The sequence below is a fragment of the Bacillus sp. FSL P4-0248 genome (assembly GCF_038593305.1).
Classification (GTDB): Bacteria; Bacillota; Bacilli; order Bacillales; family Bacillaceae; genus Bacillus; species Bacillus safensis.
On sequence record NZ_CP151983.1, the window covers coordinates 3,127,584 to 3,148,119 of the forward strand.

Genomic DNA, 20,536 nt, shown 5'->3' on the forward strand with positions numbered 1-20,536 from the left:
ATGGAACGGAGAAACGATGCAAATTTGCACAAAAAAACCGTTAGCTTTTTTTCGCTAACGGCTCTACAATTCCTTTTTGTATCAACAGATGGAAAATGGATAAAATGACAGCCATCCAAATGGCCGTTCCGAATCCATCAATGTTAAAGCTATCTCCCATAAAGCTCGATGTCATCATGAGTGTAATCGCATTGATGACAAATAAGAACAATCCTAGTGAAAGAACGGTCACTGGAAGCGTTAAAATGATCAAAAACGGCTTCACTAAAATATTGAGCAAGGACAAAATGATACTTGCCACAATGGCTGCGCCAAAACCTTCAATATACACGCTCCCGAGTCCAGGCAGAATGCCCGAATCAAAATATCCAGCAATGACGATTAAAAGTAATGCATTTACTAAAATACTGACGATCCATCTAAGCATTTATTTAGTGCCTTCTTCCGGAACAACAAAATACCAGATGAAGTAGATCAGGAAGATCGGCATAAATGCTGTCAAAAATCCGATGATGACGGTTAAAATGCGAAGCAGGGATGCATCCACACTTAAATATTCCGCAAGTCCACCAACAACACCCGCTATTTTTTTATCTGTTGCTGAACGATAAAGCTTCTTCATGTAGAATCACTCCTTGTCTGATTGGTGCTTTACTTGTATTGAGCCTGTTTTTGTTTCTGCAAAAATGGATATACTGTGCACCGCTTGTTGATTGGCTTTGATCATTTTCTCTTTTTGTAATGTTTCATTTTTCTCTTTAATCATCTCTGCATCAAGTAAATCGTGAGAGATAGACCCGAGATTGCTTTTCAGCTCAGCGGTCACTGCACAAGCACGCGGGATTTGAACGTCCACACTGCCTGTTGTCGTTTTCGCATAGATGGAACGGCACTTTTCATCTGACAGCTGAACAGCAATATTTCCATTAAAGCTTTGGGCATCAATTGATTCACTTTTCCCACGCAGGTCTATGAGCCCATTGATGGTTTCTACTTCAATCATACCACACTCATGATCTGCCAGTTTGATTTGTCCGTTTGCTGTTTCAATTCCGACTTTTTCTGCTTGTAACGAAGCAAAAGAGACAACCCCATTTGTCGTTTTCGCGGCAAGTTCTTTTGTCTTTAGCTTTTCCCCGCGAATCGGTCCATTAAACAGCTTGACCTTAATCTTATCGTATTGGATACGAGGTACGTATAATGTAACATTGACTTTCATCGTCTTCTTTTCGGTTCGAATAAAAAATTTATCTCCTTCAAGCCCGCAGTCCAATTGATTGAGAAATTGCTGTCTTGCCTGCTCTCCATCCTCTGCACGGTAGATTTTCGCATGGCACTCAGCTCGAATATCTCGATCGTCCCAAGGCATCACGTTGAGACTGCCGTTCGCCAATTGAATATCTAAATGAGAAAGCGATGCATCTTTGAACTGAAAAATGTGCTCAACATCAACTGACTGTCCAAAGTTCAAATCAAGATCCACGTCTTTTACCTTTTTCACCGCAGAATCTAACCAGCCAAACAGCTTTGCACCAAGATTTTCGGTACCATTTCCTTTGCTCTCTGCTCCAGCTTTTTCTTCATGAAAGCTGTGATCAGCCGTAGACTTTTCTAATGAGACTGACTGACCTTCTTCTAGTTTTTCCAGCAGCGTAATTGCTTCTTTTGCTGATAATACTCCGTCTTCTACTAATTTTAAAATTCGTTCTTTTTCATTCATACAAAGCCCTCCTAAGATTTGATGGATTGAAGTACTTTAATCCCTTGAATGATATTCCAAATGACAGAGATCAAAAAGCCAATGACTACTAAAAAAGACAAGATGAACACCGTCATGACTGGAATGAGCGAGTCACCTGCCTGTGTCGTCAATAAAAATGGGATAGACCCAAAAATCAACAGAATGCACGCTGCGACCGGCAAAAGATGTGACCATAATGCCCGCAATGCGTGCCGCTTCGTTTCCTTTTGATCTACTACAAAAAACGCCACGATCGGTACGATAAACGGCATAAACAATACACTAAAATAACAAATAGAAGCAATAATCGACTGATCTCTATTCATATATATTCGCTCCTTCATAACGAAAATTCCTTTCTAACTCATACGTTTATTGCGTATAAAAAGTTTCAAAATCATTCGATTTACATATGACCTTAGACACAAATTATTTCTTTTTGCACCTAAGAGTAGATTCTTCACAGATTACCCTTTAAAATATGTTGAAAAGATGGTGATTATCATTATAGGGGGTAATTATTTTGACAGATCATCATAATTCAAACCACACGGCTCAAACGCTTTTAGACCTTATACAGAAACAAAAAAGCATGAACAGCGATATGATCAAGGAGCTTGAGACCATTCATCCGTCTCATCCAAAGTATGGTGATATCCGTTATTTAAAGGTACTGCTCGACAGCAGCAGCACCCATATTTTAAAGGATTTAACGCACCTCAGTAATTTAATGCCGAAGGAAGATGTGCAATAAAAGAAAACCCCTCTTATCGAGGGGTTTTCTTTATGAAGAAGTCACACTTTCCGTTTCTTTAACCAGTTGTTTCATGCGTTTACGGTCACGCTCTAAAATAGGCTTCAAGTATTTTCCTGTGTAAGATGCTTCTTCTTTTGCAATGTGCTCAGGAGTGCCAGAGGCAATGATCGTTCCGCCGCCTGCACCGCCTTCTGGTCCGAGATCAACAAGGTAATCAGCAGCCTTGATAATATCAAGGTTGTGCTCAATGACCAACACCGTATCTCCATTTTCAACCAAACGCTGAAGCACTTTTAATAAACGGGCAATATCATCCACATGCAAACCTGTTGTCGGCTCGTCCAAAATATAAAGGGACCTTCCGTTTGAACGGCGGTGAAGCTCAGATGCCAATTTCACGCGCTGCGCCTCTCCTCCGGACAATGTCGTTGCAGGCTGTCCAAGTGTAATGTATCCTAGCCCCACGTCATAAATCGTTTGAAGCTTCCGCTTTATTTTCGGGATATTCTCGAAAAATTGGAGTGCGTCCTCCACAGTCATTTCAAGCACATCAGCAATGTTTTTCCCTTTATATGTGACCTCGAGTGTTTCGCGGTTATAACGTTTCCCGTGACACACTTCACAAGGCACATACACATCTGGCAAAAAGTGCATTTCAATTTTAATGATGCCATCCCCGCGGCACGCCTCACAGCGCCCGCCTTTGACGTTAAAGCTGAATCTGCCTTTTTTATAGCCTCGTACCTTTGCTTCGTTGGTTTGTGCAAACACATCCCGCACATCATCAAAGACACCTGTATACGTGGCAGGGTTGGATCTTGGTGTACGGCCAATTGGAGATTGATCAATATCAATGACCTTATCTAAATGATCCATTCCTTTGATTTCTTTGTGCTGCCCTGGCTTCGCTTTCGCTCTGTGCAATTTTTGCGAAAGTGATTTTAATAGAATTTCATTCACAAGCGTACTTTTCCCTGAGCCGGATACTCCGGTCACAGCTGTAAAAACGCCAAGAGGAAACTTCGCATTCACGTTTTTCAGGTTGTTTTCTTTTGCACCTTTTATCTCAATATAGCGGCCGTCAGGCTTTCTTCTCTCAATTGGCAGCGGGATAAATTTCTCACCAGATAAATATTGTCCTGTTAAGGATTTCGGGTCCTTCATGACTTCTTCTGGCGTTCCAGCTGAAATCACTTCTCCCCCATGAACTCCTGCTCCAGGTCCAATATCTATTAAATAATCAGCGGCTAGCATAGTATCTTCATCATGCTCCACGACAATTAGTGTGTTCCCGATGTCGCGCATGTTTTTCAACGTCCCGATCAACCGGTCATTATCGCGTTGATGCAGACCAATGGATGGTTCATCTAATATATAAAGAACACCTGTCAGCCTTGACCCGATTTGAGTCGCCAGGCGAATCCGCTGCGCCTCTCCGCCTGATAGTGTGCCAGCGGACCGGCTCAAATTCAGATAATCTAATCCCACATTATTTAAGAAGGACAAACGCTCTTTGATTTCACGTAAAATGAGCTGGGCAATCTGCAAATCTTTCTCAGACAACTCAATTTTTTCATAGAAATCAAGGGCATCAGAGACAGACAAATCGGTGATTTCTCCGATATGCTTGCCATTGATGAGAACCGCCAGCGTTTCTTTTTTCAGACGATATCCTTTACATGTCGGACATGGCTGATTGGCCATATATTTTTCCATTTGTTCACGAATATAATCAGAGCTGGTTTCCTTATAACGCCGTTCAATATTACGAAGAACGCCTTCAAACTCAATTTCATTTTCACGTACCTGACCAAAATCATTTTCATATTTAAAATAAATCCGTTCAGATCCGCTTCCATATAAAATTTTATCAAATAAATGCGATGGGATATCTTTCACTGGAATGTCCATGTCGATGCCATAATGTGTACAAACAGCCTCAAGAAGCTGCGGATAGTATTGCGAGCTTTGCGGCTCCCATGGTGCAATGGCATGCTGCCGTAAAGTCAGATCCTTATTAGGAATGACAAGCTCAGGGTCGACTTCCAGTTTTGAACCGAGCCCATCACAGCTCGGGCAGGCACCAAAAGGACTATTAAATGAAAACATTCTAGGCTCAAGTTCACCAATAGAGAACCCGCAATGCGGACAAGCATGATGTTCGCTGAATAACAGCTCTTCTTGTCCAATCACATCAATCATTACTCGGCCTTCGCCTAACCGCAGCGCCGTTTCAAGGGAGTCAGACAGCCGAGCAGCAACGCCTTCCTTCACGACAATTCGATCAATGACTACTTCAATGGAATGCTTCTTGTTCTTTTCAAGCTCGATATCTTCTGAAAGGTCTTCCATCTCTCCATCGACTCTCACTCGTACATAGCCCTGCTTCCGAATTTGATCAAGCACTTTCACATGTGTTCCTTTGCGGCCGGATACAACTGGCGCAAGCACTTGTAATTTCGTTCTTTCAGGATACTCTAAAATACGATCTGTCATCTGCTCAATCGTTTGTGACGTAATTTCAATCCCATGTATAGGACAAATAGGTTTTCCGACTCGAGCATACAAAAGACGCAAGTAATCATAAATTTCAGTAACAGTACCAACTGTTGATCTAGGGTTTCGACTCGTCGTTTTCTGGTCAATACTAATCGCCGGAGAAAGACCTTCAATGGCATCTACATCCGGTTTATCCATCTGCCCAAGAAATTGGCGTGCATACGCTGAAAGAGATTCAACGTACCTGCGCTGACCTTCTGCATAAATCGTATCAAAGGCAAGCGACGATTTTCCTGAACCAGATAATCCCGTAATGACCACTAGCTGGTCACGCGGGATATTTACATCAATATTTTTAAGGTTGTGGGCTCTAGCACCTTTCACCTCTATTCGTTCCATAGCCATCAGGCAATCATCCTTCCGCTTTTAGCTCTAGCAGTAGATCTCTTAATTCTGCTGCTTTTTCAAAATCAAGCGCTTTTGCTGCATCTTTCATTTCCATCTCGACTTTTTCGATCACTTTTTCTCGTTCTTTTTTGCTCATTTTCGAAAGTTTTGGTGCTGCTTTTGTTTCATATTCTTCTGAATCCTCATGTATCTTTGTCGCCTTAATGACATCTCGAATTTTCTTATGGATCGTTTGCGGTGTAATCCCGAATTTCTCGTTATATGCTTCTTGCTGTTCTCGTCTTCGCTTCGTTTCTTGAATCGCAATGTCCATCGATTTCGTCATATTGTCTGCATACATAATGACCCGGCCTTCTGCATTTCTCGCTGCACGGCCAATCGTCTGGATGAGGGATCTTTCAGAGCGTAAAAAGCCTTCTTTATCCGCATCTAAAATGGCCACGAGCGACACTTCTGGAATATCCAGTCCTTCACGAAGAAGGTTGATTCCAACAAGCACATCATATTTACCGAGACGCAGATCACGGATAATCTCAATCCGCTCAAGGGTCTTAATCTCTGAATGCAGGTAATTCACCTTGATTCCGATTTCTTTTAAGTAATCTGTGAGATCCTCAGACATTTTCTTCGTCAGTGTTGTCACGAGCACACGCTCATTTTTCTCAACTCGTGCATGAATTTCTCCAATTAAGTCATCAATTTGTCCTTCAATCGGACGAACTTCAATAATTGGATCAAGTAATCCTGTTGGACGGATAATTTGTTCCACAACCTCTGGTGTTTTCTCAAGCTCATACGGACCAGGCGTTGCTGACACATGGACAATATGATTGATATGCTTTTCAAACTCATCAAAGGTGAGCGGTCTGTTATCAAGTGCTGATGGCAGGCGGAATCCGTGATCAACCAACACTTGCTTTCTAGCTTGGTCCCCGTTGTACATGGCGCGGATTTGCGGAATCGTCACATGCGACTCATCGACAACAATCATAAAATCATCTGGGAAATAATCAAGCAGTGTGTAAGGTGTTGAACCAGGAGGACGCAAGGTCAGATGTCTTGAATAGTTCTCAATTCCTGAACAAAAGCCCATCTCTCTCATCATCTCAAGGTCATATCTTGTCCGCTGCTCAAGGCGCTGCGCTTCAAGCAATTTTCCATTTTCACGAAGCTTTTCAAGCTGTTCTTCTAGCTCTTGTTCAATATTAATAATGGCTTTTTCCATTTTTTCTTCTCTTGTGACGAAGTGAGATGCTGGGAAAATCGCCACATGATCACGATCACCAAGTATTTCTCCAGTCAGCGCATCCACTTCACGAATACGTTCAATTTCATCACCGAAAAACTCCACTCTGATACAATGCTCATCTCGTGAAGCAGGAAAAATCTCAACGACGTCTCCTCGGACTCGGAAGGTTCCGCGCTGAAAATCTATATCATTACGAGAATACTGAATATCCACCAGCTTACGAAGAAGCTGATTGCGTTCAATCTCCATTTCAGTACGCAAAGACAGCACAAGCTCTCTGTATTCCTCTGGCGAACCTAAGCCATAAATACAGGACACACTGGCAATGATGATGACATCTCTTCTCTCAAATAACGAGGACGTAGCCGAGTGTCTCAGCTTATCAATCTCATCATTGATGCTGGCATCCTTCTCAATAAATGTATCGGTCTGAGGCACATATGCCTCTGGCTGATAATAATCATAGTAACTCACAAAATATTCAACAGCGTTATTCGGAAAAAATTCCTTGAATTCGCTGTATAACTGACCGGCAAGTGTCTTATTATGCGCAATGACAAGTGTCGGTTTGTTCACTTCTTTAATCAGGTTGGAGACAGTAAAGGTCTTTCCCGTACCTGTAGCACCTAACAGCGTTTGATGCTGTTTCCCCTGATGGATCCCCTCAACAAGCTTTTCAATCGCCTTTGGCTGATCTCCTTGGGGCTGATAGTTAGAAACTAATTCAAAGCGGTCACTCACATCAAAGCCTCCGTTTCGTTTACGAAATCTATCTAATGAATATATTATCATAAAAGAACACAAAAATACGAACTAAAGTTCGGCTCTTACTTGATTTTTATTTCCAATACAGTCATACCCTCTCTCCCATGGCAAATAACCCTCTTAAGAAAACCTTCCTTTCAGTATGGAACATTTTGGAGTGAGATATTCGATGGGCAGAAAAAGAAAGCTGCGCTTACTAGAAATCGTAAGCACAGCTCTTGTTTAAAACATGTCAATTTTCAGCCATCATGCTCTTGATGGCGATGACATCATTGATTTTTTTCAGCTTTCTCTCTTTTTTCGATTTCTTTCTTAGCCATAAACAAAGCCCCAGCTACTAAAGAAATAATATCTAATCCCACAATAAAGTAGGTTTCTGTATATCCCTTCATGTACGAAGCAAATAAAAGCGCTGCTGTTAACGCAATGCCCACGTAATGATTGTAAGTAACCTTTGAAAATAAAATAACGAGCAGGAAAGGAAAAACTAGTGCAAATATGGCTTTTGTAATCACAAAAACCCTCCCTCTTCATGGTCTACTTCCTTGATTATAGTAAAGATTGGCATAATGAACAATTCACAGTTTTCAATTTCGCCTTTTTTCTTCATGTTCGGAGACTTTTGTTGTAGAAGAAGAAGGAAATTAGTGAGATTGTCCCCTTTGTAAAGATAGGTCTTTCCGTCTTTGACAATAACATCCAATCAATTCTATGATTAAAATGATAGTGCGCACTATCATTTTGAAAAATAGAGAGACATACAAACCATTGGCTATTTGGATAAGGGGGCATTCCCATGTATTCAGTTTTATTTCATGCGGCTGAAGAATCCGCATCACTCGCAGGGGCAAAAGGCCTGAATTTAATCAAATTAAACAATCACGGCCTGCCAGTCCCAGATGGATTTATTATCAAAACCAACAGCTTTGCAAGCTTTCTTTCATATCACAATCTGCAGCCAGCAGAACAAAACCTTTCTCAAAAAATCAAAGAAGCATCGTTTCCTTTACAAATGGAAGCAGAGCTGCTTTCGTCCTTTCAATCCTTGCGGAAGACTTACCCCTCAGTTGCAGTCAGATCCTCTTCTGTTGCTGAAGATCTCGAAGGCGCCTCATTTGCAGGACAGTACGAGACCTATTTAAATATCAAAACAAATGAAGAGTTTTTACAGGCAGTCAAAGAATGCTGGTCTTCTTATTTTGCAGCGAGGGTCACAGAATATAAGGAAGAGATGAATGAAAACGAGGAAGAGATGCCGCTCATGGCCGTTGTCGTTCAAGGGTTGATCCATTCTGACGTCTCCGGTGTCATCTTTAGTGAGAATCCCGTATCGGGGAAAACAAATGAAATGATGCTGACCGCAAGCTACGGATTGGGAGAAGCAATTGTCTCCGGTCTTGTGACACCAGACACGTTTATTGTAGATAAAGAGAACTTTTCGATTGAAAAAACACTTGGGGCGAAAGAGCTGCAAATTGTTCCTTTCCAAGAGGGTGTCATCGAGGAGCCGGTATCGGAGGAAATGGCTGGCCAGTTTTGCCTGAACGATGATCAATTGAAAGAAATCACACAAATCACGAAACAAGTAGAAGAACTTTACGGACATGGAGTCGATATCGAATTCGGAATTGCAGGTGGGTCGTTTTATTTACTTCAAGCAAGGCCGATTACTACAGCTCTTCCAAAAGCAGTAAATGAAACAGCAGGTGCTTCTTTTCAAATGAAACCAGAAGAGCTTCAGGATTTCTGGATTTCAATGGATGATCATATGCCTGGTCCAACGAGCCCTCTTTTCTCAAGTCTGATCATACCAGCCTTAAAAAGCGGGATGAAGAAAAATGGAGAAAAGTATCAAGTACCTGATATGAACATCAAAGATATTAAGCTTTACAGAGGCCACCTATACTCAGCACCGGATCTGCCACAAGCGGAAGAGGGAGCTGCTCCCGTTTTTGATGAAAGTATATTTGAGTTATTTCCACATTTAAGTGAACGGATGTATGAGATTCTAGAGAAAAATTTCTTTCCATTTTACGAAAAACTCGATCGCCAAATGAATGAACCTATGACCATTGAAAAAGCCATCATTGGCTTTGAAGAATTAAAGGATTTTTATATCCAAGCATATGATGATCATTTTGATATCGTCATACCACAAGTCATTCTATCAGCCATCATTGAAGACATGCTTGTCACGTATACTGGTGACCAAACCCAAGTCGTCTTGCTTCATGAAATGATGATAGGTGTGATGAACAAATCTCTTGAAACAGACAAGGTGCTATCTGATATCGCAAAGGATGTCCTTCAAGATCCAGAACTTCACCAAGCATTTATTCATCATGAAAAGAACTCGGAGCTGTTACATGCGCTCAATCACTCGGAAAAAGGAAGGCATTTCATTTCGAAATTGGAGGGTTTTCTCCAAGTTTACGGCTGGCGATCTATTAAAAGTCATGACCTTACAGATGAGACTTGGGCAGAAAACCCAGAGTTTATATTAGATATCATCAGAAATAATATCCATTGCCATTGTGATTTTGATGAAGAATTTGCAAAAGCAGTTATCAAAAGACAAGAGACGTATAAACATTTTATGAATCAAGTGAAGGATGAATCGTTTAAAACAAAATTTGAGACGCTGTATCAATTTGCCCTTCAAGCAGCGAATATCCGAGATGACCACCACTTCTACATTGATGCCATGTTAGATGCAAAGGCCCGGGTATATCTATTAAAAATTGGTGAACTTCTTGTACAAAAAGGAGCCATTCCTCATCAAGAAGATCTTTGGTATCTCTACGATGAAGAGGTACAAAAAGCGCTCACAACGTCTATCTCATTTAATTCGGTTATCCAGCAAAGAAAGATAGAAATGAAGGAAAATGAAGACATTCAACCACCGGCTTACATTGGCACACCAACTGAAGCTGAACTGCAGCAAGTAGAAAGAATGCTTGGTTCATTAAGAGAAAATGAAAACAACACACACGATGTGATCCATGGAATTGGCGCATCCAGCGGTATTGTTTCTGGAAGAGTAAAAGTCATTACATGTGCTGACGAATTCTCACAATTTCAAAAGGATGATATTTTAGTTTGTAAAACGACCACACCTTTATGGACGAGCTTATTTAGAGATGCAAAAGCAGTCATCACCGATGCTGGAGGCATTTTATCTCATTCAGCTATTATCGCAAGAGAGTATATGATGCCAGCTGTCTTAGGTACAAGAATAGCAACTGAAACACTTCAATCCGGTGACCTTGTGACAGTAGATGGCAGCAATGGACGCATTCAGATTTTAAAGCAGCATTCGCGTGTATAAACTTATCATTTTGGATGATATTGGCGGTCATAGGTTTTATCGGTATACTTACTTTGTTGCAAACACATTCATAACCTGAGGTGAGTATGCTTGTTAAAATCTACAAATCAACGAATCATTCGCGCAACAATGGATTTATTAACTGAAAAGGGCTATCAAAAAACAACAACCAAAGAAATAGCGACAAAAGCGAATGTGAGTGAAGCAACTATTTTTCGCAACTTTAAAAACAAACGCGGCGTCATTGCTGCCATTATGAAAATGAAATCAACACCGACAAAAACCCTAGAAGCAGAATTCAAAGGCGATTTATACACCGATTTGAAGTTTCTCGGTACCTATTTCCTTGAAGATTTGACTTCCAAAAAAGAATTTATTTATATCAGCATGCGAGAACCGGCTATGTTTAAGGATTTAACCAGTCATGAAAAGATTTACCCTCAAGAACTGAGAGAAATGCTTATACAATATTTTAAAAAGATGGGTGCCCAGCATCATGTATTAAAAGGAAATGAAGACATTTATGCAGACATTTTCATTAGTACGTATTTCGGATTTTTCATTCAGCAGCTAGAGCAAGATTTTCAACTCGTTCTCACACAAAAAGAAGATTTTATTGAAACATGCACACACATTTTCATGAGAGGAATTTCTCCCGCTTAAAGGGTGGAATTCTTCTTTTTTACAAAAGGTGGTATACACATTGAGGTTAAAAAAAGAGAGTTTCGTCATCTTTTCTTTGTTGCTTGGAGCTATACTAGTTCCCGTCAATTCAACGATGATCGCTGTCGCTCTATCATCCATATCAACTTATTATGATCAATCTCTTGCAAACATCACTTGGGTTGTCACAATTTATCTTATTGTCATGGCAGTCACTCAACCTATCGCTGGTAAGTTGGGAGATATATACGGACACAGGCGAATGTATTTAATTGGGGTCATGCTCTTTTTAATTGGCTCAATTGGATGTGCTTTAGCTCCTAATCTAGCTTTTCTCATCACTTTTCGTTCCATTCAAGCAGCTGGCGGTGCTATTTTAACACCGAATAGCATTGCATTGATTCGTGCAACAGTATCCCCCGAAAAACTGTCTAAAACAATGGGGTATTTTGGATTTGGAGCCGGTATTGGTGCCGCACTTGGACCTTTTATTGGTTCGATTCTTATTCAGAGTTTTGATTGGCACTCTATATTCTTTGTCAATATCCCATTCTTGTTCCTTACACTTGTTACCGGCGTATTACTCATTCCGAAAACAAAGCATACACGCTTACAAGCAAATGTAGACATCACTGGTTCAATATACTTAACCATCGGGATTGCCACACTCATTCTATGCACTAAAAGCCAATTGCTAAATGAATACTTGATCTATGGAATTCTAGCGTTGATCGTCATTCCTTTATTCTTTAAACATGTACGAAAAGTAAAGAATCCGATCATCGATTTGTCGCTTTTTAAAAACAGTTCATTTACAAATGCAAACCTGTCGATCATGCTGAGTAATTTTGTGATGTATGCCATTCTTCTAATCATGCCGCTGTTTATGGAACAACAACTTGCACTTTCTCATACACAAAGCGGTATTATTCTATCAGTATTTTCTCTTTGCATGTGTATTAGCGGCTTGTTAGGGGCAAGGCTCCATCCGAAAAAAGGCGCGAAAAAAATGATTGGCTTTTCATTTCTCTGTCTCACTTTATCAGGCATCATGTTAATCACACTCAGTCAGTTCCCTACCTTACCACTGCTTATCGTGACACTTGTCGCAGGTGGAATTTCATCAGGTATTGGGATGACCAGTATGCAGATGGCTTCTTTAACGTCTGTTGATCAAAGCTTATCTGGTTCAGCATCTGGCATTTTCTCTACCTTTCGATATTTTGGCAGTATCATTTCGTCTACATTGATTGGGATCATGAGTGGTTTTCAATCTTTATTTATTGTATTAATGGGTGCAGGCATTCTTGGTTTCTTTTTATCTCAACGTGTAAGAACCAAATCCACCTCCCCATCATCCGAACATTCCGCCTAATGACTCCCTTGCTCTATGTTTCTTTAGAGCGGGGAGTTTTCGTCATTTGTATCACTGTAAACTATAGCGAGTGCATCCATCAAATCCTGAAAATCATCTTTTAAGAAAGAAAAAATGGCATATGATCCAGACAAAAAAGGAACTTCAGGTACAAATGGTCTCCCTCACTTACCTAAAAGCTTTTTTTCATTCTTTCAGCATAGATAACTTCAATTTTTTTTCACAATTTTTGTGGTATGATTTTGAAAATAGAGAAAGCAAAGGAGCGGAAGAATGGAACGTGTGAAATATGTTTTGATCTGTTTATCAGCTCTACTTTTATTCGTTACAGGCTGTGGAAAAGAACAGCAATTTACGCCGCCAGGCAGCTCTCAATCCATCGCTGTCATCTCTCAATTAAAAAAAGCCTCCTTTTCAATAGTTGATATACAAAAAAATAAAATGCTCTCTTCTGTGGATTTAAAACACCCACTCACTGATCTTATTCAAATCAATAAAGACGTCATCATCGCTACTAGTAAAGAGGGAGAATCCCTTATCGAAATTAATCTAAAACACGGGACAGCAGCAGATTATATGAATGTGGATAAAGGACTGACTTCCCTTACATATGATGCAGCTTCTCATACATTAATCGCTGCCAACTCACAGAAAAATGTCGTTTATTTTATTGATACGGAGCGCAAAAAAATAAAATCGACTGTAAAAACTGGAAAATCACCTTCTTCTATGACTCTTTCTTCGTCAGGTATTTTATTTGTTTTAAATGCAGAAAGTCATACTGTCTCCGTCATAGATATTGAAAAGGAAAAAAATATACGTACGTTTTCTGTACTTGAACGGCCTTCTGGGATTCATTTTGATGGACAGTCCATTTGGATCGGCGGTCATGGTAAACAAGGCACCTTAAATAAGAGTATTTTTGCTTATGACCCTAAAACAGGCAAGAAACAGCGAGAAATAAAGCTAGGCGTTATGCCTGTTGCATTTTTTCCAGAGAAAAATTCTTCTACTTTATATGTACTATGTCATGGAGATCATACGCTATACAAAGTAGATACCAAAACAAATAAACAGCTTGCTTCTGTTGAAACTGGTCAAAATCCGAATTATATCACTGCTGATACGTCATCAATTTATGTGAGTAACTTGGATGACAATTCAGTATCCATCATCGATAAACACTCATTTATCATGAAAAATCAACTGAATGTCCCATCAGGACCTTACGCTATCGTGTTGGAGGAAAAGAAATGAAGGAACAAATGCGTATTTTAATCGTAGATGATGAGCTTGATATGCTTGAGTTAATCGGATCTTTTTTAAAGAGACATGGCTTTCACATTATCACTGCGAATAATGGAAAAGATGCCTTGCATCAGCTTGAAAAGGAATCTGTTGATCTTGTTGTATTAGATATCATGATGCCTGACATGGATGGATTTGAAGTCTGTCAGCGTATTCGACAAACATCTCAAATACCGATTTTATTTTTAACAGCAAGGAGTTATGAAGAGGACCGAATTAGAGGACTTGAAATTGGAGCGGATGACTACATCATGAAGCCTTTCAGTCTGCGTGAGCTTGCAGCAAGAATTGAAACAACCCTGAGACGAATTAGAGGTCTTTCGCTAAAGCGCAGCCGAATACAGATTGGTGACATGGAGATTGATCAAGATGGCAGACAAGTTTACCTCCATCAACAGCCCGTTAATTTAACAAGAAGAGAATTTGATTTACTCATGTTTCTTTTGCTCAACCAAGGACAAGTGTTTTCACGAGAACACCTTTATCAAAAATTGTGGGAATCACATTCAATGAGCGGCTCTTTAAGAACAGTCGATACACATATCAAAACGCTGCGACTAAAGTTAAAGGAAGCAGAACGATATATTAAAACCGTTTGGGGTGTCGGCTATAAGTTTGAGGAGGAAGAATGAAGCCATTATCGATTAAAAAGAAAGTACTCTTCTTAATTCTTGCAGTGATCGGAATCGTTGCAGCCTCAGCGCTTGCCCTTACCTTTTACTTATACCAGCACTTATATATTGATAAACAGATTGATTCCTTAAGTTTGCAAGGTAAGAAGCTTGCAGAAATCTATCACACACACGGGAAAGACAAGTATTTTACCGACAGAATGAAATGGGCAAATGACTCAAGTCAGGCGAACGTTATTTTTACAGATGATCCAATGGAGCTTTCAAGCGGTCTTCCTTTTGATACGAACACAAATGATAATCTCATTACGTTCAAGGAACGCCAAAAGCTCCTTCAAGGTGAAACCGTCGTGTTAATTAGAGAACACCCACAGTTTCACCAAGATATTCTTGGCATCGCCATCCCTGTTTTCTCAAGCAATGATGATCTATCGGGAACTATTTTCCTCTCCATGCCATTATCAGATGTATATGAACCCTTTGTCCAAATTAGATTGACGCTGGGTATATCCATCTCATTGATTCTGCTCCTGATATTTTTAATCGGATATAAGAGCTCCAATCACATTGTACAGACAATAAATAAAATGAAAGAAATTGCAATGGAAATGGAATCTGGTGATTTCTCAAAACGAATGGCCGTAACCAAAAAAGGAGACGAGTTAAACCAGCTTAGCCGCTCCTTTAATAAACTGTCTTCAACCCTCGAAAAAGTTGAGCAGCACCGCAGGGAATTTCTTGCGAATGTCTCTCACGAACTTAGAACGCCTTTAAGTTATATGAAAGGCTATGCAGAAGGAATTGAAGAAGGGGTCATTGATCAAAAAAAGGGGATGCAAATCATCCAAGATGAGGCCACACGTTTAAGCCGGCTTGTGCACGACCTTTTAGATCTTGCACAGTTAGAAGGTGACTCTTATCCACTTACGATGGAGCCAGTCGTCTTTGCACAGCTCATCCACGATGTTCTTGATCAAATGGCATTCATCGCTGACAAAAAAAGCATTATTTTCAAACGAACGCTAGAAGAGGATTGTATTGTTTATGGTGATAGCGACCGTCTCCAACAAGTGATACGTAATTTACTGGACAATGCCATTCATTACACGCCATCTGGGAAATCAATATCGATTGAATTACAAGTTCACCAAGGTGTTGCTGAATTGAAAGTGACCGACGAAGGCAGCGGTATTCCAAAAGAAGATCTTCCACATGTTTCTGAGCGATTTTATCGTGTAAATAAAGCACGAACAAGAAAGGATGGCGGCTCTGGCCTTGGACTAGCCGTTGTCTATCAAATCATCAAAAAACATCATGGAACATTCGACATTCAATCTGAGCCTGGCATTGGTACGACAGCCATCATTCAGCTGCCAAATACTCCTTTCACTGAAGACGTGCCAACCAAATAACAAATGAGATGAAGACTACCTATGAGAATCAGCTGTCTACATTTGAACAGTCTTCTTAACAACTACTATTTTTAATCCCTTTTTCATCACATATTCTATTTTTCAAAAGGGAGAGCTGAATGCTTCATTCACGAAATACTATCACAAAAAAAGCGTGCAAGACCTTCTTGAGAACGTCCTGCACGCTTTTAAATCAAACAGCTGTTTCAAACCGCTTTCTGTTGATGAAGAAAGAAAGAGTAATAATCAGATAAATGCCCATCGTGACCATCGTTTGGACAATTGGAGTTGTTGACACAACGCCGATGAAAATGGCAATGATCGCAATCACAGAAAACCATGTTGTGAAAGGATACAGCTTCACGCGATATCCTCCTGGTTCTGCTACACTTCGAGATTTTAAATGACCGACAGCAATAATAAACCAAATGAATAAGACCGTATAGCTTAAAGATCCCATTAAATAATTAAAGGTTTGACTTCCTACAAAAAGAGAAATCAATACAGCAGCATACAATGTAGATGTACACACTAGGATCGCTCTGACAGGCACCTGCTGTTTTGATAGCTTTGAGAAGCCCTTCCATACACGCCCATCCATCGCTTGCGTATAAAGTACCCTTGAGGATGCGTACAGCCCAGAGTTCATAGAAGACAAGATCGCTAATAAAATGATACCGTTCATGATGTCACTTGCGTATGGCACGCCAATCGTTGCAAACACGGTGACGAATGGACTCACTTGCTCATTGTTTACTTGATTCCAGGGAATCAAGCTGACGATGATGAAGAACGGCAGTACATAGAAACCGATGATTCGTACAAATGTACTTTGAATGGCCTTTGGGATGACTTTTTCAGGGTTTTTTGTTTCTGCTAATGTGACCCCAATCATTTCAGTCCCGCCATATGAATACACCACCACAAGCATGGCCGCAATTAAGCCGCCTGTTCCATTCGGGAAAAATCCTCCGTGGTCGGTTAAATTGGATAATCCCGGTGCAGCATGCTGACCAAATGAGACAAACAGCATGGTTAACCCAATGATAATAAATAAAATAATGACAGCAATTTTAATAGAAGCTAACCAGTACTCCGTCTCAGCAAACATTTTAACAGAACAAACATTGATCAATGTCACAACAAGTGAAATGATTAACACAAGTATCCAAATCGGCACCTGTGGGAACCAGTACTGAATAAAGATCGCAGATACGATTGCTTCTGCTGCAATGTTCAGCACCCACATTTTCCAGTATATCCAGTCTAAGAAATAAGCCGGATATTTCCCTAACACCGGTTCAATTAAATCACGGAATGTTCTTGCGCCAGGTCGTGCAACTGTCATTTCGGCAAGTCCTTGCATAATAAATAATAAAATAAGACCACCAATCATATATGCCAAAATGACAGCAGGACCTGCGATATCAATAGCAGAGCTGCTTCCTTTAAACAGACCAGCACCAATTGCACCACCAAGTGCGAGCATCATAATATGCCTTGACGTCATTGTTCGTTTTAACTGCACATGTTCCTTTTCCATTTTCTATAGCTCCTTTAAATTTGAATCTTCAGATAAATATAGGATAAAAACATATAAAAAGGCCAGTCATCTCCTTGAAGAGACGACTGACCTTGCAACCGCGTTACCACTCTAATTGATTCAGCCATAGCTGAATCCAACTTAAAACCCGTTAACGGAGGTCACACGTAAAGACTTACTATTCATTCAGTCTTACCGCTCTTTGAGCGAGTTCAATGATTCGTTTTACTGCGTTGCACCAACCCGCAGCTCTCTTAAAAAAACGGATGTTCATCTACTATTCTCAAGTCAAAGCGTTTATAGTCAATTTGTATATTCATCAAAGATTTTATTTTTTAAATATACTGACTAACCACGCAATTGTCAACATCCTTTTTCAGACATTCTCTTTTAACGAATCCAAACAGCGACTTCATCCATCGGACGGCGCGTTTTGCCGCGCTTTGGCTCGGTGACACGATAACCAAAGGCTGCCATGACAGAAATATCATACTGACCATCCTCAAGCAGCCCTTCTTCATCTAGAATGCGATGAATCTCATCGTAGCTGAATCCCTCGACTGGGCATGAATCAATGCCAATTTGTGCAGCAGCTGTCATCATGTTTCCAAGGGCAATATACGTTTGTTTTGAAGCCCAGTCAAAGAGCGTACGTTCATTTTCTAACAAATGAAGATCATTCTCTTGGAATTCTTGGTAGCGTCCCTTCACCATCTCGAACGTTTCGTCTGACATTCCTTTGATTTGCTTGTTGATATACTCTGCATATGCTGAATCATAACGGGCGTCTGTTCTTGCCAAGATGATCACAAAATGGCTGGCAGTAGGAAGCTGCTTTTGCGCCCCCCATGTATACTCTTTTAATTTTTCTCTAAATGCTTCATTTTGAACAACGAGGAACTTCCAAGGCTCAAATCCTACAGAGCTTGGGGAAAGTCTTCCTGTTTCTAAAATAAATGCAAAATCATCCTCTGATATTTTTTTCGTTGGATCAAACTCTTTTGTCGCATGGCGGAACTCATACGCCTCAATGATTTCTTTTTTTAATTGCTCTTTGTCTTGCATTGTATTCATCCTTTCTATTAACCAATTAGGGCGTTAGTTTCATCAATCCAATTTCTTTCCATTCCCATATAGAAATTGTTATGATAAAAAAACAACAGCCCGAATGTGTGATGTGATATCCCTATGGTATAAGAAAAGCTTCGAGTGATTCAAGTACGCACATTTTTGTTCGTTAGGTACCATCTTGTTCGTGTATCACCAAATTTGTCTTAGAAAGGAGTGTTAAGATGAGTGCACCATCCAATCCAGTCAGTATTGTCAATCATGGCTGTCCCGTTTCAGTGACGACAAGTGTCATCGGAGGGAAATGGAAAGGAGTCATCCTTTATCATTTGACTTGCGGACCAAAACGCTACAATGAATTGCGCCGGCTGCTGCCAAGAATTTCTCAGCGTGTCCTCACACTGCAATTGCGTGAGCTTGAACAAGACGGCATTGTTCATAGAGAAGTCTATGAGGAGGTCCCCCCTCGTGTCGAATATTCACTCACTTCTCTCGGAAATACATTAAAGCCTATCATCTTCGCCATGCGTGAATGGGGCGAATCCTATGGGAGAGAAGCGCGCCCAAAAGAAAAAAGCTGCCATCTCTAGCAGCTTTTTTTAAGATGAAATTGCCGTTGGCTCTTGCTGTGGATCATCCTTTACAAACAGGATGCCAAGCTGATGATGCTCCCCTTCGTAAGAAGCACGTTTCTCAAATCTTGTCTGACCATTTAAGCCAATGATCTCGAGCTTTGTTAGAGCACGATTGGTTTGAAGGGCTTCATAAAATTCCGAAACGGTTTTGACTTCAATTCCATTCACTTTTGTGATGACTTCTCCGATCTCAAGCTTTAAATCAGCCGCTGGTGTATTTGGAATAATCCCCAGCACCATCAGCCCTTGATTACGCTTAGAGAAGTAGAACGGAGCAGCATTGTCATTGACCCTCTGTTTCCATGAGAGAAAGGCTCTTCCTATCACCGCAATCAATACAGCTCCCCAAGCAATCGGTTCAAACCAAATACTTGCAGCACCTAATAAGGCGACAGCGAGTCCGAGCATGAGAATACGCCGCGCTGTAATTTGAATACTAACAATTGGCAGTGAGCCTTGAATTCTCTGACCGAATCCGATGATATATGGAATCAAAATAAATGAAAAGCTTTGATCATGTACTTGAAGCACCGGCCACCATGGCAGAGAAGAAGTGAATTCACCTGCCGGCATCAGCAAAACAAGCGGTAAAAGCCACAGACGGTTTGCCCGCTGCTGACCAATTAAAAGTCCTCTCGCACTCATCACCATAGCAGGCGATGTACGTAAATGCGCCGTTCGATAGGCTAGAATCCCCTCCGTCATTAATAGAAGTCCTAGCAGAATGACAACGGCTGATGCATTCATCATTGAGAGCTGCGGCAGCCAAGAATGACTCACTTGGAAATGCATCAGTCCAAGTGCCGCAATAAAACTGAAACCGAGTGTGTATGCAGACGAAAGCGCACTCGCCTTAAAGAATAAAGAGAAAACGATGGTCATCGCTGCAATCAGCACGATGAATCCAGGGGGGAGGGCAATCCCTAAGCCTACTGAAATAACGGATAGGCAAATCCCTAGAATCCATCCCTTTGAATATGTAAATTTAAGTTCATCGTATACATCTTCTATTCTTGTTTGAAACGCTTTTCTCTCCCGCTTTACGCGGATGTAGCCATGCAATAGGCTGATTAATATCATGAAATAAAAAAGAGGATGGATTAAAAACAGACCGACCGCTTTTAATCCAGCTCCCATCCACTCCGAGCTCATT

The 20,536-nt window shown here is 40.6% G+C and carries 18 protein-coding genes and 1 other annotated feature; of the genes, 8 read left to right on the forward strand and 10 right to left on the reverse strand.

All coding sequences use genetic code 11. The annotated features are described in order from the left end of the window. Window positions 1-40 precede the first annotated feature (40 nt). Genes NST65_RS16185 through NST65_RS16200 form a run of 4 tightly spaced genes read right to left on the reverse strand, consistent with a single transcriptional unit; the run spans window position 41 to window position 2,067 of the window. Window positions 41-427, reverse strand: coding sequence for a phage holin family protein (locus tag NST65_RS16185; protein WP_024423577.1), 387 nt, complete (start codon window positions 425-427; stop codon window positions 41-43). Further along, a complete protein-coding gene (locus tag NST65_RS16190; RefSeq protein WP_024423578.1) occupies window positions 428-622 on the reverse strand; it encodes a PspC domain-containing protein in 195 nt (64 codons plus the stop codon). A gap of 6 nt (window positions 623-628) precedes the next feature. Beyond that, window positions 629-1,720, reverse strand: a complete 1,092-nt coding sequence (locus NST65_RS16195) for a DUF4097 domain-containing protein (RefSeq protein WP_034281057.1) — start codon at window positions 1,718-1,720, stop codon at window positions 629-631. Window positions 1,721-1,731: 11 nt separating this feature from the next. Continuing rightward, entirely contained in the window at window positions 1,732-2,067 is a 336-nt protein-coding gene (locus NST65_RS16200; RefSeq protein ID WP_024427655.1) for a hypothetical protein, read from the reverse strand. A 197-nt stretch (window positions 2,068-2,264) separates the two neighbouring features. Between NST65_RS16200 and NST65_RS16205 the strand changes: the two genes are divergently transcribed. Continuing rightward, the gene (locus tag NST65_RS16205) at window positions 2,265-2,495 is read left to right on the forward strand and encodes a hypothetical protein (RefSeq protein WP_034281058.1); all 231 of its coding nucleotides are present in this window, start codon (window positions 2,265-2,267) and stop codon (window positions 2,493-2,495) included. 30 nt (window positions 2,496-2,525) lie between these two features. Here the strand turns inward: NST65_RS16205 and uvrA are convergent, their stop codons facing one another. The 3 genes from uvrA to NST65_RS16220 form a co-directional block, all read right to left on the reverse strand. Then, entirely contained in the window at window positions 2,526-5,402 is a 2,877-nt protein-coding gene (uvrA, locus tag NST65_RS16210; protein WP_025093988.1) for an excinuclease ABC subunit UvrA, read from the reverse strand. A 7-nt stretch (window positions 5,403-5,409) separates the two neighbouring features. Continuing rightward, on the reverse strand, window positions 5,410-7,395 hold the full coding sequence (gene uvrB, locus NST65_RS16215) for an excinuclease ABC subunit UvrB (protein ID WP_024423583.1): 1,986 nt from the start codon (window positions 7,393-7,395) through the stop codon (window positions 5,410-5,412). A 293-nt stretch (window positions 7,396-7,688) separates the two neighbouring features. Continuing rightward, window positions 7,689-7,934: a CsbA family protein gene (locus NST65_RS16220; RefSeq protein ID WP_034281059.1), complete on the reverse strand. Its 246-nt coding sequence runs from the start codon at window positions 7,932-7,934 to the stop codon at window positions 7,689-7,691. A gap of 281 nt (window positions 7,935-8,215) precedes the next feature. Between NST65_RS16220 and NST65_RS16225 the strand changes: the two genes are divergently transcribed. From NST65_RS16225 to NST65_RS16250, 6 genes are all read left to right on the forward strand, one after another. After that, a complete protein-coding gene (locus NST65_RS16225) occupies window positions 8,216-10,747 on the forward strand; it encodes a PEP/pyruvate-binding domain-containing protein (protein ID WP_251232418.1) in 2,532 nt (843 codons plus the stop codon). Between the two features lie 90 nt (window positions 10,748-10,837). Further along, a complete protein-coding gene (locus tag NST65_RS16230; protein WP_046313085.1) occupies window positions 10,838-11,410 on the forward strand; it encodes a TetR/AcrR family transcriptional regulator in 573 nt (190 codons plus the stop codon). A gap of 40 nt (window positions 11,411-11,450) precedes the next feature. After that, complete coding sequence (locus tag NST65_RS16235; protein WP_251232417.1) at window positions 11,451-12,785, forward strand: MFS transporter; 1,335 nt, start codon at window positions 11,451-11,453, stop codon at window positions 12,783-12,785. 273 nt (window positions 12,786-13,058) lie between these two features. Continuing rightward, a complete protein-coding gene (locus NST65_RS16240; protein ID WP_144496408.1) occupies window positions 13,059-14,042 on the forward strand; it encodes a YncE family protein in 984 nt (327 codons plus the stop codon). Further along, window positions 14,039-14,725, forward strand: coding sequence for a response regulator transcription factor (locus NST65_RS16245; RefSeq protein ID WP_034281069.1), 687 nt, complete (start codon window positions 14,039-14,041; stop codon window positions 14,723-14,725). Before NST65_RS16240 ends, NST65_RS16245 begins: the two co-directional genes overlap by 4 nt. Beyond that, entirely contained in the window at window positions 14,722-16,137 is a 1,416-nt protein-coding gene (locus NST65_RS16250) for a HAMP domain-containing sensor histidine kinase (protein ID WP_034281071.1), read from the forward strand. The genes NST65_RS16245 and NST65_RS16250 overlap by 4 nt, the downstream gene beginning before the upstream one ends. Before the next feature lie 193 nt (window positions 16,138-16,330). Here the strand turns inward: NST65_RS16250 and NST65_RS16255 are convergent, their stop codons facing one another. Both NST65_RS16255 and NST65_RS16260 read right to left on the reverse strand, forming a co-directional pair. Next, entirely contained in the window at window positions 16,331-17,680 is a 1,350-nt protein-coding gene (locus NST65_RS16255) for an amino acid permease (protein WP_034281072.1), read from the reverse strand. 75 nt (window positions 17,681-17,755) lie between these two features. After that, window positions 17,756-17,981, reverse strand: a binding site (T-box leader). 89 nt (window positions 17,982-18,070) lie between these two features. Continuing rightward, window positions 18,071-18,745, reverse strand: a complete 675-nt coding sequence (locus NST65_RS16260) for an NAD(P)H-dependent oxidoreductase (protein WP_034281073.1) — start codon at window positions 18,743-18,745, stop codon at window positions 18,071-18,073. Window positions 18,746-18,972: 227 nt separating this feature from the next. Here NST65_RS16260 and NST65_RS16265 point away from each other — a divergent pair, with 227 nt between their 5' ends. Then, window positions 18,973-19,338: a winged helix-turn-helix transcriptional regulator gene (locus NST65_RS16265; protein WP_046313076.1), complete on the forward strand. Its 366-nt coding sequence runs from the start codon at window positions 18,973-18,975 to the stop codon at window positions 19,336-19,338. A gap of 9 nt (window positions 19,339-19,347) precedes the next feature. Here the strand turns inward: NST65_RS16265 and NST65_RS16270 are convergent, their stop codons facing one another. After that, window positions 19,348-20,535 (reverse strand): PDZ domain-containing protein, encoded by a 1,188-nt coding sequence (locus NST65_RS16270; protein ID WP_024426241.1) that lies wholly within the window; start codon window positions 20,533-20,535, stop codon window positions 19,348-19,350. Between the last annotated feature and the right edge of the window lies 1 nt (window position 20,536).

Excerpts from the sequence above, each read along its gene's own strand:
- NST65_RS16250 (WP_034281071.1), top strand. The coding sequence starts at position 14,722 with ATGAAGCCATTATCGATTAAAAAGAAAGTACTCTTCTTAATTCTTGCA.
- NST65_RS16270 (WP_024426241.1), bottom strand. The coding sequence starts at position 20,535 with ATGAGCTCGGAGTGGATGGGAGCTGGATTAAAAGCGGTCGGTCTGTTT.
- NST65_RS16190 (WP_024423578.1), bottom strand. The coding sequence starts at position 622 with ATGAAGAAGCTTTATCGTTCAGCAACAGATAAAAAAATAGCGGGTGTT.
- NST65_RS16225 (WP_251232418.1), top strand. The coding sequence starts at position 8,216 with ATGTATTCAGTTTTATTTCATGCGGCTGAAGAATCCGCATCACTCGCA.
- NST65_RS16260 (WP_034281073.1), bottom strand. The coding sequence starts at position 18,745 with ATGCAAGACAAAGAGCAATTAAAAAAAGAAATCATTGAGGCGTATGAG.
- NST65_RS16255 (WP_034281072.1), bottom strand. The coding sequence starts at position 17,680 with ATGGAAAAGGAACATGTGCAGTTAAAACGAACAATGACGTCAAGGCAT.
- NST65_RS16265 (WP_046313076.1), top strand. The coding sequence starts at position 18,973 with ATGAGTGCACCATCCAATCCAGTCAGTATTGTCAATCATGGCTGTCCC.
- NST65_RS16185 (WP_024423577.1), bottom strand. The coding sequence starts at position 427 with ATGCTTAGATGGATCGTCAGTATTTTAGTAAATGCATTACTTTTAATC.
- uvrA (WP_025093988.1), bottom strand. The coding sequence starts at position 5,402 with ATGGCTATGGAACGAATAGAGGTGAAAGGTGCTAGAGCCCACAACCTT.
- NST65_RS16195 (WP_034281057.1), bottom strand. The coding sequence starts at position 1,720 with ATGAATGAAAAAGAACGAATTTTAAAATTAGTAGAAGACGGAGTATTA.
- NST65_RS16240 (WP_144496408.1), top strand. The coding sequence starts at position 13,059 with ATGGAACGTGTGAAATATGTTTTGATCTGTTTATCAGCTCTACTTTTA.
- NST65_RS16200 (WP_024427655.1), bottom strand. The coding sequence starts at position 2,067 with ATGAATAGAGATCAGTCGATTATTGCTTCTATTTGTTATTTTAGTGTA.
- NST65_RS16245 (WP_034281069.1), top strand. The coding sequence starts at position 14,039 with ATGAAGGAACAAATGCGTATTTTAATCGTAGATGATGAGCTTGATATG.